General features: G+C 53.9%; 11 protein-coding genes and 1 tRNA gene. 7 read left to right on the top strand and 5 right to left on the bottom strand.

All coding sequences use genetic code 11. The features are described from left to right. Positions 1–98: 98 nt before the first annotated feature. From trxB to thiI, 3 genes are read left to right on the top strand one after another with little or no spacing between them, the layout of a single operon-like run. Entirely contained in the window at positions 99–1043 is a 945-nt protein-coding gene (gene trxB / locus ACMTNU_RS04375) for a thioredoxin-disulfide reductase (protein ID WP_413933980.1), read from the top strand. Further along, positions 1044–1451, top strand: coding sequence for a four helix bundle protein (locus tag ACMTNU_RS04370; RefSeq protein ID WP_413933979.1), 408 nt, complete (start codon positions 1044–1046; stop codon positions 1449–1451). It abuts the gene before it with no gap. Between the two features lies 1 nt (position 1452). Further along, positions 1453–2640: a tRNA uracil 4-sulfurtransferase ThiI gene (gene thiI, locus ACMTNU_RS04365; RefSeq protein ID WP_413933978.1), complete on the top strand. Its 1188-nt coding sequence runs from the start codon at positions 1453–1455 to the stop codon at positions 2638–2640. A gap of 51 nt (positions 2641–2691) precedes the next feature. Here the strand turns inward: thiI and ACMTNU_RS04360 are convergent. Continuing rightward, positions 2692–2781, bottom strand: a tRNA-Ser gene (locus ACMTNU_RS04360). A gap of 102 nt (positions 2782–2883) precedes the next feature. Then, the gene (locus ACMTNU_RS04355) at positions 2884–4443 is read right to left on the bottom strand and encodes a DUF2779 domain-containing protein (RefSeq protein ID WP_413933977.1); all 1560 of its coding nucleotides are present in this window, start codon (positions 4441–4443) and stop codon (positions 2884–2886) included. Between the two features lie 58 nt (positions 4444–4501). Here ACMTNU_RS04355 and ACMTNU_RS04350 point away from each other — a divergent pair, with 58 nt between their 5' ends. From ACMTNU_RS04350 to ACMTNU_RS04340, 3 genes are all read left to right on the top strand, one after another. Further along, entirely contained in the window at positions 4502–5827 is a 1326-nt protein-coding gene (locus ACMTNU_RS04350) for an MATE family efflux transporter (protein ID WP_413933976.1), read from the top strand. Positions 5828–6122: 295 nt separating this feature from the next. Beyond that, positions 6123–6926 (top strand): IS30 family transposase, encoded by an 804-nt coding sequence (locus ACMTNU_RS04345; RefSeq protein ID WP_413934195.1) that lies wholly within the window; start codon positions 6123–6125, stop codon positions 6924–6926. Next, positions 6923–7162, top strand: a complete 240-nt coding sequence (locus ACMTNU_RS04340; RefSeq protein ID WP_413933975.1) for a helix-turn-helix domain-containing protein — start codon at positions 6923–6925, stop codon at positions 7160–7162. Before ACMTNU_RS04345 ends, ACMTNU_RS04340 begins: the two co-directional genes overlap by 4 nt. A 568-nt stretch (positions 7163–7730) precedes the next feature. Here the strand turns inward: ACMTNU_RS04340 and ACMTNU_RS04335 are convergent. After that, entirely contained in the window at positions 7731–8774 is a 1044-nt protein-coding gene (locus ACMTNU_RS04335; RefSeq protein WP_413933974.1) for an NAD(P)-dependent alcohol dehydrogenase, read from the bottom strand. A 188-nt stretch (positions 8775–8962) separates the two neighbouring features. Beyond that, positions 8963–9445, bottom strand: a complete 483-nt coding sequence (locus ACMTNU_RS04330; protein WP_413933973.1) for a tautomerase family protein — start codon at positions 9443–9445, stop codon at positions 8963–8965. A 418-nt stretch (positions 9446–9863) separates the two neighbouring features. On the opposite strand from ACMTNU_RS04330, the gene ACMTNU_RS04325 reads away from it, so the two are divergent. After that, on the top strand, positions 9864–10241 hold the full coding sequence (locus ACMTNU_RS04325) for a MarR family winged helix-turn-helix transcriptional regulator (RefSeq protein ID WP_413933972.1): 378 nt from the start codon (positions 9864–9866) through the stop codon (positions 10239–10241). A gap of 129 nt (positions 10242–10370) precedes the next feature. Here ACMTNU_RS04325 and ACMTNU_RS04320 read toward each other — a convergent pair whose 3' ends face one another. Next, entirely contained in the window at positions 10371–11735 is a 1365-nt protein-coding gene (locus ACMTNU_RS04320; RefSeq protein WP_413933971.1) for a DUF1302 family protein, read from the bottom strand. Positions 11736–11741 lie beyond the last annotated feature (6 nt).

The raw sequence follows: 11741 nt of genomic DNA, 5'->3' as shown, positions 1-11741 counted from the left end.
GCATACTAAACCACGAACCTCATGATACGACTTCATGCTCTCATCCGATCCCTGTTACCTCCTACCGTCTCATTCCCACACTGTGTTAAAGTCCCCACATGCGTCATGTCGTCATCATTGGTTCGGGACCGGCTGGTTTGACTGCTGCGATCTATACCGCACGAGCGAATCTGTCCCCCCTGCTTATCGAAGGATGGCAATCCGGAGGACAACTCACGACTACGACGGAAGTGGAAAACTACCCTGGATTCGCAAAGGGCATCATGGGCCCGGAGTTGATGAAGGACATGCGGGTTCAAGCCGAACGCTTCGGCGCAGAATTTCTCACCGGCGACGTATCGGCCGTGAACTTCAAGAACCGCCCGTTCACGCTCACGATCGACGGTGAGAGAACCGTGGAAGCACAAACTGCCATCGTCGCCACAGGCGCGTCCGCTATTCCTATCGGAGTGCCGAACGAGAAGCGACTGACCGGTCACGGGGTTTCCACCTGCGCCACCTGCGATGGATTCTTCTTCAGAGGAAAAGAACTCGTCGTGGTTGGTGGAGGCGATAGCGCGATGGAGGAAGCCACCTTTCTCACCAAATTCGCCACCAAAGTTTCGATTGTGCATCGGCGCGACAAGCTCCGCGCATCAAAAATCATGCAAGAACGGGCAATGAAGAACGAGAAAATTGCCTTTGTGTGGAATTCCGTGGTCGAAGACATCCTCGGCAGTGACCTGGTCACCGGTGTGCGACTCAAGAATGTCGTGACCGGCAAAACGACAGACCTCGCGTGCGCCGGCGTCTTCGTTGCCATCGGCCATCGACCGAACACGGCACTCTTCACCGGCCAACTCGACATGGACGAAAAGGGCTATATCCGAACCCACAAGGGCACGACCACAAGTGTGTCAGGTATCTTCGCCGCCGGAGACGTCCAAGATTCAACGTATCGTCAAGCCATTACCGCGGCTGGTACCGGATGCATGGCCGCGATTGACGCGGAGCGATTCCTGGAAGCCGGTGAAAGGGAGGAGTCAGGGGTAAAGAGTTGTTGAATGGAGAAGCCTCACAAGAAACTCGATGCCTGGAGAGAAGCAATCGAACTCACCATCACCGTGTATCATGAAACCGATGATTTTCCAAAGGAGCACCTCTTCCAACTTTCCAACCAAATGCACCGAGCAGCATTGAGTATTTCCAGTAACATCGCTGAAGGAGCCGCAAGGCAAACTAAGAAGGAGTTTGCTAATTTCCTTCATATTGCCCAAGCCTCATTGAGCGAGCTCGACACTCAACTTGAAGTTGCCAAAGGTTTGAACCTTCTACCTGAAAACCAATGGAGCAAGCTTGACACTAAAATGAACCGTATCGATAAACTTCTCACTGGTCTTATCAAATATGTGAAGGCTGCGAAATCCAAGAGACGCACCCCTTACCCTTCACCGCTTACCCTTCACCCTTAACATGCGCTGTGCCATCGCCCATTACCACGAACTCGCCTTGAAGGGTCACAATCGAGACTACTTCGAGCAAAGCCTCATCACAAACATTCGGACGGCCCTGAAGGATTTGGGCATTCGGCAAGTCCAGAACCTTCACAGCCGCATCCGTATTGATCTTCCGGTGGAAGCGGACGTGGAGCTCATTCGAGATCGGCTTGTCCGCGTGTGCGGCATTGCGAACTTCTCACTGGGCCGCGTGATTCCATTGCAGTTGGGAAACCCGGATCTTGAGGCGCTCTCCACAGCTGCGATTGCGGAGCTCAACTCCAAATCGTTCGAGACCTTTCGCGTCACCGCGAAACGAGCCGATAAGCGACTGGCTATGACCTCCATGGATATTGAGAAAGCCGTCGGTGCGGTCATCTGTGAGAAAACTGGCAAGAACGTCAGTCTGAGACACCCAGACTTGACCGTCTACATCGAACTCCTGACGAAGGATGCCTTTTGCTCAGCGGAGAAAGTCGAAGGCCCTGGAGGCATGCCGACCGGTGTCAGTGGAAACGTGGCTTGCCTGACTTCTGGGGGAATCGACTCGCCGGTTGCCGCCTACCGCATGATCAAACGCGGTTGCCTGGCGACGTTTGTACACTTTTCCGGTCGACCGTTGGTCAGCCGAGCATCAGAAGAGAAAGTTCGTGACCTTGTACAGACGTTGACTCAGTATCAGTATCTCTCACGTCTCTATGTCGTCCCGTTTGGAGAAATCCAGCGTGAGATTGTCCTGACTGCACCGGCACCGTTCCGGATCGTACTATATCGACGGATGATGATCCGGATCACGGAGGAGCTGGCTAGGAGAGAGAACTGCTGGGCCTTAGTAACAGGTGACAGCCTTGGCCAAGTGGCCTCACAAACCCCGCAGAACATCTGTGCGATTGAAGACGCAGCGGAACTGCCGATTCTCCGACCCCTGATCGGCATGGATAAGCGTGAGATCATCGACGAAGCGAGACGGCTCGGCACCTATGAAACCTCTATTGAACCGGACCAGGATTGCTGCAAACTTTTCGTACCTCCCCATCCAAGCACCAAGACACGTCTGGACGACGTGCTGAGAATCGAGCGCATGCTGGATATCGCTTCCTTGGTCAAACGCGGGGTCGAACAAGCCGAATTGACCGAGTTGTCGTTTCCACCTTCCACAACATAACTCCCACGCTGTTTTGTTATGAAGAGGCGATGGGTCAATTGAACGCTGGTATGGCGGAGAGGGTGGGATTCGAACCCACGGTCGAGTTACCCCGACAGCAGTTTTCGAGACTGCCCGATTCGGCCGCTCTCGCACCTCTCCGTTATGGTAGTTCGTCGGCTGGGTTGAGTATCAAGCAGATGAGGAGCCTATGCCCGATGACTGGGCCGAGCTTACAGGGCCTGATGCCGTTTTGCAATGGCTTCATGTCCCTCTCATAACTTTCTCCTCCCCCTGGCGCTCAGCCTTCCCTTTGAGCACCCGCCTCAACTCCACCATCGCCAAGGTATCGCGAGCACAATACCGCAACAGCGCCTCGCGTATGGTCTCCCGCTCCACCCAGTCGGTTTCAACAAAGACCATCCGATAATACTCTGCCGCTGCATGCCCGCCTTCTTGAATTGCCAAGTCACTATACCCAAGCGATGGCACCACTGCCGGCAAGACCGATTTGATCGAATAGGATCCGTTAAAAGCAGGATGGTAGTAATGGTCTTTGATCACGGGCAGCAGATCCCACAGCCGTTTCTCGATCTCTCGAAGGGCGGATTTGAACTCAGGAAACGTGTCCGCCAGTTGGCGAATGAGCCCGGCTTCATACGCAGAATATACCAGGATGCTTCCGGAATCACCGACAGACTCGATCAAGGCCTCAGCCCAACGCCGGCGTGGCTCAGATGCCTCGGTGTGAAGAAACTCCTGATGCATGACCTCGCCGGATTCGAGCTCAATATGATTGGACCACTGAACAGGGAGGGCCTGATAGGGTCTGGTGGAGGGAAACCGTGGGACGGCCAACATCACGGTTTCCGCATCGAGATGGTGGATGGGGTACCGGAGAGAACGAAGCAGTGAACCTAATTCCGATGAAACCCATTCCACGTTGTGCTTGACCTTTTGCTGTGCATCCGACAATCGGGCTCCTTCCGGAATCTCGTCGATCGTCGTGACTCCCTGCCGGACCAGCTGACTGACCATCTCTTTCTTCCCCGGCAGGTGATAAATCCAGCGTGGCGGTTTGTCCTTGGTACAATGGGCCCAAAAGGGACATTCATAGGGACTGTGGCAATGCTGATCTGGCTCGATTAGTGGAGCCTGTGCCCCTGACAACATGGCCTTCATGGCAGCCAATCGTTCCGACACCAGCGTTCGTCTGGCCGCCACGGCTTCTGAAACATGTTCGACTGAAAAGAGTGTCTGTAGATCAACCACCCCACCATCGTAACGATAGCCTGTATTGATGTGCATCAGGCAGGTCGCTTCCAGGTTTACTCCGGCACCTTGTACGACCGCGCTCTGAATCGACAAATCATCGAGATGCACATCTTTCACCCTGGTCGATGACTTCACTTCAATCAAACGCCAGGAAGGCGATCCTCCCGAACCGTTCTGGACACGCTCGACAATATCGACGCGAACAAGTACCCCATCGTATTCAAATGCTCCCTCAAAGATAGCGGGAATCGTGGGATCTTGAAGCAACTCTGCTGTCTCCGCGACCGCCGCCTCTCGCTGACGAAAACCCGCTTTGACAAGGACGCCCCCAGGGAAGCACTGTTGCGCCAGGACACCGATCTCCGTACCCATATCCAAGATGGCCTGCATCGACGCATCAGGCGGCGTCGCCAACGCGGGCTGATGAATTTCCAAATAGAGTCGTTTGTGACATTGCAGTCCAGAGAGAAACTTGGACTTTGACAGTCGCGGTGCTGCGGCAACCGGAGAGAGCCTGTCCTGAGAATCCACTATCAGTTTTCTATCCATGCTGTGATCGGTGATTTCTCACATGGTCTACGAAGAAACTCTGCTAGGATAGCGCCCCATGGGTAACGGTGTCACTCAAATCAGACGGGCCGTGATGACTTTAGCCCTTCCCGTCACGCTGACCACGCTGCTCCAGCGGGCAGAAGGGATTGTCGCCGTCTTTTTAGTCGGCGGACTCGGTGCCACATCCATCGCTGCAGTCGGGCTTGGTCAACTACTGGCGTTCGTCGCCACGACCCTGGTCTCCGGAATCTCCGTTGGCACGAATGTGGTCGTGGCCCAACTCTGGGGAGCACGACGTCGACTGGATGCAGGAGAAGCCGCTCGTCACTTCCTCTGGCTGTCGCTCGGCATCGCAATGCTCTTGGCCGCTCTAGGGATCGCCGGCAATCGATTCGTGATGCAACAGCTTGGTGCGGAATCCGCCGTCATTGAACTCGCCCTTCCCTATTCGACACTCATCTTTCTGATCATCCCCTGTACCATCCTCATTCAAGTCCTGTCCTCGATTCTTCAAGGGACCGGTGACACCAAGACCCCCATGTACGGACTCATCGCCGTCAACCTCCTGCATATCGCCCTGGCCTACCCGCTCATCTATGGGCGGTGGGGCCTTCCAGCATTGGGGTTGAAGGGTGCGGCGCTCGCCGTCGGCCTTGCCGAAGCGGCAGGGGTGGTCTACCTCGTGTTGCAGTGTCGTCCCATCCTCAAGGAATCATCCAGGTTGCGTATGGACCTCATTCGATCCATCTGGGATGTGGGAGCGCCTGTGTCCGGGGAACGCATCGTCCAACAAGCCGGCATCTTTGTCTACACCAAACTCGTGCTCCTCTATGGCACGGTTGCCTATGCCGCGCATCAAGTGGGATTATCAATCGAGTCGTTTTCCTTTCTCCCAGGTTACGGACTGGCCATCGCCGCCGCCACTATGGTCGGGCAGAGTATCGGAGCAGGCAAGTACACCAGAGCGAAGTTGGAAAATTGGGAAGCGAATCGGCTGGCAATCGTCATTATGACCGGGATGGGGCTTCTCTTTTTCTTCGTACCATCTACCCTATTTAGAGCATTCACCACCGACGAAGCAGTAATCGAACTGGGAACGATGTTCCTCAAGATTGTGGCGTTATTGCAAATCCCCTTGGCCCTCACCATGGTCTTGGCTGGATCACTGCGTGGCGCTGGCGACACCCGCTTTATAATGGGCGCCACAATGATCGGCATGTGGGGCGTCCGTGTGCCATTAGCCTTGGTTGCTGCCCTCTGGATGCGCCAGTCGGTCTTCTATATCTGGGCGGCCATGATCGCAGATTGGACCGTGCGAATGGGGCTGCTCCTCTGGCGGTATCAGTCGGAACGATGGAGACAGATACAGGTAATCCGTTAGGATTGCTGATCCAACCGTATGACAGTGCACCGTCTATGAGTCTGTGCACTCAGAAGTCCCGTTGTTTATCCAGAGTTCAAGAATTGGATGTGCGCACCTTGAGTTCAAACTCCAAGTGCAACACTGCCAGCCCGGATGGGCTATTGAGTTGCCATGCACCCGAGATCGTACTGACACTTGACTGTGCAAGAACGTGAGACCTTGAGTCTAGGCCTGCCTCACGACTAGTCGCTTCGCGCGATGGCCCGGATCTTGGGACGGCCCCCCAGCACCCGGAGTCATGAGGTGACTCGGAATACGACCCGAAGGCGTCCGTATCGCGCCTGGACAGATTGCTGGGCGTCTCCGCCGCCTGTATCCTGATAATATGGGCAAACACCTCTCGACCGAAACCATCTATGCTGGCCTGTATATGTTGCCACAAGGTGCGTTACGGACCGAATTACTGGCAGCCTTACGGCAGACGCGCAATACCCGTCGCCCTCGGGCGCGGGGGCAGGACCGACGCGGCCAGCTTCCCACCATAACACCGATTGCCGAGCGTCCCGCCGACGTGTCCACTCGGGCGATACCGGGGCACTGGGAAGGCGACCTGCTCAAGGGGTACCGCAATGGTTCAGCGGTGGGCACCCTCATGGGGCGGACGACCCGCCTGGTCCTGCTGGCGCGCATGGACAGAACGGATGCCGTGAGTACGTACCAGAGATTCAGCAACAAGCTCAGACATGTACCCGCCCCACTGCAGAAAATGCTGACCTGTGATCGGGGCAAAGAGATGGCGAAGTTTGAGCGGTTGGCGCATCTCCCCTCGGTCCAAGTATTCTTTCCCGATCCGCACAGCTCCTGGCAACGCGGAACCAACGAGAATGCCAATGGCTCGCTGCGCCAATACTTGCCCAAGGGAATCGATCTCTCGACATACAACCAGCGGGAGTTGAATATAATCGCCCATCGGCTCAACACGCGCCCGCGGAAATGTCTCAGCTTTGCTGACGCCTCTGGAGGTCTATACGCAATTGCGCCATCAGTCACCCATTGCACTTGGAGCTTGAACCCGCCAAGAATAAACACATCGGCTCGTCCATTGACGACCTCATGAAAGAGGAAGGCTGGTACGAGGAAGCTGACGAAAAAGTAATCATGGAAGTCATCGCCTGGCAGCTTTCACAGGCTATGGAGAAAAAGCGTATCTCTAAATACACCATGGCAACACGGCTTAAGACCAGCCGAACGCAGGTGAACCGCATCTTGAATGCGAAATCAGACGTGACCTTGTCCAGCTTGCAACGTGCCGCCACCCTTATCGACAGACGCTTGAAGATCGAGCTTGTGTAAATTCAAATCGAAATCTTCCATAGCAGCGCCCAAAGACAAAACACCAGTCACCTTTGGCTGTCCAGCGACATATTTTAGGACTCACCGGTAAACTTTTTGTTACTACGAGATGGTGTCGTAGTCCTGCCGTCACAGGGAGAGCTGGCTATCCTATGAAAACTTCCAGAAAATGACCGTCAATTCTGTGGGTGCTGATCAGTGTCCGTGCGACCCATTCGCTGAGCGGAGACGGCAAGGCGTTTGGTCACTTCTATGGAACCACCATCAACGGTGCACCATCATGCCGTGAGTGGCCTAGCTAAAAAGCACCGAGGTCATTGCGTTACTCACCGGAAGGCACAAAACACGACGCGATCCCATGACGCACACGCGGCAAGACGACCCGGTATTTCAGAGTGGCAGGCAAAGTGGGGTACATCCTGAGGTCTCGGCTTTCCACCTACTTTTCTGCGATTATCTCAATAGCGACTAGTAGCTTACCTGTCAGGAGGCCGAGGGTTTGAATCGATGTACGCACAGAGATGGAATGGAAATCAGGACTAAACATCAGAATCTCTTCCCAAATCATTCATCGCAGCGAGGCGATATCAATCACGAACCGAAACCGCACATCCGCTCTAAGGATTCGTTCATAGGCTTCGTTGACCTGTTCAATTGAGATTGTTTCGACGTCGGATTCAATGCGATGTTCCGCACAGAAGTTCAGCATCTCCTGGGTCTCACGAATCCCACCAATTATAGAGCCTGCGATCCTTCGTCGGTTGAAAATGAGAGGAAGTGCGGCAAGAGGAGTAGGGCGATCCGGAACTCCCACGAGTATCATGGTCCCGTCGGTTTGGAGGAGATTCAGGTACGCATTATAATCAATCGGCGCAGACACCGTGTTGAGAATATAGTGGAAATGCCGTTGGAGCTTCGTGAAGGTCTGCGGATTGGATGTGAGAGCAAAGTGTGTCGCCCCGAGTTTGAAGGCATCGTTCCGCTTTTGCTCCGAAGTACTTAACACGGTCACTTCTGCCCCCAAGGCCTTGGCGATTTTCACCGCCATGTGGCCGAGACCACCTAGTCCCACAACGCCGAGCTTATGATCCTTCCCGATTTCCCAGTGATGGAGGGGCGAGTAGGTTGTGATACCCGCACAGAGCAGTGGAGCCGCCCCAGCCGACGAGAGTGCGCGGGGGATCTTCAACACATAACTCTCATCGACCACGATCTGCGTCGAGTACCCACCTTGAGTAATCCGCCCGGCTTCGTCACGGCTACCATAGGTCATCCGCATGCCAGCTTCGCAATATTGCTCCTCCCCTTGACGACAGGCCTTACAGGTTCGACAGGAGTCCACGAAACAACCAATACCGACTCTATCACCGACTTTGAATTTTCGTGCGTCTGTTCCAACCTGAGCAACCGTTCCCACAATCTCATGGCCCGGCACCATTGGAAACGTTGAGATGCCCCATTCGTTGCGGGTTAAATGAATATCGGTATGGCAAATCCCACAGTGAGATATTGTGATGAGGACATCTTTTGAACCAACATCATGCCGATCGAATGAAAATGGTCGCAACGCCGCTCCAGCGGTCAGCGCTGCATATCCTTTGGTTGAGAGCATAAGAGAATCTCCTTTCACGACAAGATGCGCCCAGCCTTCTGAAAACCGATCAAGGGAGCACTGCCACCATGTGAAACCGGTGAGCAGTGCTCCTCACATCGTGGACGGATCATCACTTGCACAGGCCTATTCCAAGGAACGGAGCACCAACACATCCTATCAGCCCACGATTGATGGCCCCCTGCCATTCACGAACGATCCGCAATCCCAGGGGCGAAGACCAGATTGACCGGCAGCTTTTCAGCTTGTGTGTACGAACTTGCCTTGTTTTCCTTCACCCACCGTTTTTCAGCTACAGACTCAAACGGAGGGGCAAGTTCCCCTTGAAGAGACCATAAATCGACAGGCGTCTCGTCCACAGAAATCTCCCAGTCGTATCCCTTATCCTTTACATAAGGTGCAATAACTTGATCGAGCGTTCTAATCCACCATTCTCTGAGGACTTGGCCGGGCAGGGTTCTGGCTATCTGGTCGATTCTGAATCGAATAAATTTGTCATTTGGTTCGCCACCAACGAAGCAGGACCCCTTGGGTATCTCCTCATAAATAAACACCACATAGAACTTCGGAATGGGAACTTGGGCATACACTTCCGTCACTCGCTTGGCCAAAGCCTTCTTGTCCTCCGCAGTGAAAGCACCAACTGGGTGATAGACTTTCCATAATGGCATGGTGAATTCCTCCTTACTTCAATTAGTGACGTTTACCGTTAATAGAAATTGAGAACTATGTAACTCCGCAACGGAGTCTCTCCCCAAGAGTCCTAACACCTCTTGTCCAATCGCAATCCTCCTTTCTTTAGGAAACCCCGCTCCCGACCTATCCGTGGCCAATAGCTCAGCCGTACCTCTTCGATTCGCCACCTTCTTGAGGGCACATACCCCTATATACGGGCATATGCCCATATATACTTCACATCACACCACTTGTCAACCCCTTTGCAAATGGCCAATGAGTTTATATAATACTGGCACTACAAAACGAGACTGGTGAAACTTGGAATCTCCGATCCAGAACAACAGCGAAACACATTCCAGCTTTCCGCAATCCCCATGCTACTGCGCCGTATTGAGGAAAGCTGCTCGGCGTGTGTCCAATTTCTATGACACGCACCTCAAAGCAAGCGGACTGAAAACCACACAGTTTTCATTACTCGCCCAACTTTCCCGCCTCCAATCTACACCTCCAACCATGAACGAGTTGTCAGAGCACTTGGTCATGGATCGATCAACCCTCGGACATAACCTCAGGCCACTTTTGCGGAGAGGATTGGTTGGATTACAGCCTGATGCAGAGGACGGACGAACACGTCGGGTGATTCTCACTGGAAGAGGTGCCAACAAGTTGGCTGAGGCAAAAAAGCACTGGCTGAAAGCGCAGCAGGCATATGAGGGAGCCGTTGGGAAGGAAGTTGCCGTTGCGCTCCGTAACGCAATGGGTGACCTCACGAAGCTAGACGCCAGTTAGCGAAATTATGGGCATGCCTCCATCGAACAATACAACGAGCTCCGTATATGAGATCAAGGAGATTGCGGTGACTGTTCTTTTCCGTATTTTCCCCCAATTACTCCCGGCATCGAATTCATCAAACCCCACTTAGAGCCCCATCTCCATTCCGATTACGAGCCTATCGTTCCGATCAAATTGTCCAAACAACCCATTGCGATCGCCATAGAACAGGTCAAATCCTGTCCATATTTTTAAGTTATCCCGCAACTCATAACTGATTTTTGGTCGGACGAGTCCATCGCCTTGATTGACGCTCTGCAACCAGAGCACTTCAGTTTCTAATGTTTCATTCAAGAAATGTCGCCTCAGTAGTACGGTACTCGTGGTGTCTAGTGTGTCGCGTACCATGCCGTCGGCGGAATGGAATAACCAACTTTGAAACAGCTGGAGACTCACCAATGTATCCCGAATGCCGGACCAATCCAGCCCCAGGACATAGGCTATTTCCCCGCTCTTGATCACACCATCATCGTCCCCTCGATTCCTGGTCAACACGAATTGATCGGTATTGTAAATTGCTTCCCCGCGCATGGTCAGATTGCCGAAAGCGTTACTCACCGATCCCCCGATGAGATGGTTGCGCTCATAACGAGGGTTCACCGTAACCGTGGTGCCGCTCGGGGCCAGAAGCACCGACTGAAAGAACACAGGGAAATCCGCATAGTGGTAGAGATAGTTCACCGTGAGGTCCCAGCCATGCCAAAACTTTGAAAACCGCATGCCGATGTCGGAATCCATCACGATATTGTTAGGACGTTCAAGCGGCTGAAGGTTCACCGCAACACCAGGAGGCGCTTGGGGAACGACCAGCGGGGAGTGAAAGGCAAACGTGCCACCTGCTTGAGGCAGCCGATGATAGGTGCGATCCGGGATCCAAAGCAATTGCAGATTGCCGCCCCCAACCGGGAATTCGGCATTAAATGTCCACAGCGGAATACGAGAATCGTCGAAGTTATCCAGAATGAACTCCCTGAAGTTTTGTGGATTGACGACGTCGAGCAGTTTCAGACCATCGGCCTTCCCCCAAACAACCTGCTGTTTGCCCAGCGTAAGATGCATCCCCCAGAGTTGCGTCCGCAGGTAGAACTCGCGCAGTTCCATGTCGGTTCGGTCACCGAGTTGGAGACGTCGGGAATTCGGCGCAACCTCCCCTTGGCTCAGTCGACCAGGTTCGAGGTGGTCGAACCCTTCCGTATACAGCCGAGCGATCCCGGTGATACGCGTATCTTCACTCCATCGATATTCCCACTGCGGATCAAGCACCATCTCCATCTTACTGGCACGATCTCGTGCCATCCCATATGCCGCTTCCGATTCAAGCACCGCGCTAAACCGATGATTATTCAACTGACTCGATTTCGTCTCGTCTGGCGTACTCTCGGCAAGGGCGCTGGCGGCGATGAGCCACACCGCCAGCGCCAGGATTCCAACCGTCGTAAATGAATTTGGCATGGGTCC

The organism is Nitrospira sp. BLG_1 (assembly GCF_047338595.1).
Classification (GTDB): domain Bacteria; phylum Nitrospirota; class Nitrospiria; order Nitrospirales; family Nitrospiraceae; genus Nitrospira_D.
Note: the sequence above shows the minus strand (reverse complement) of the source record. Positions and strands in the feature narration are given on the sequence as shown.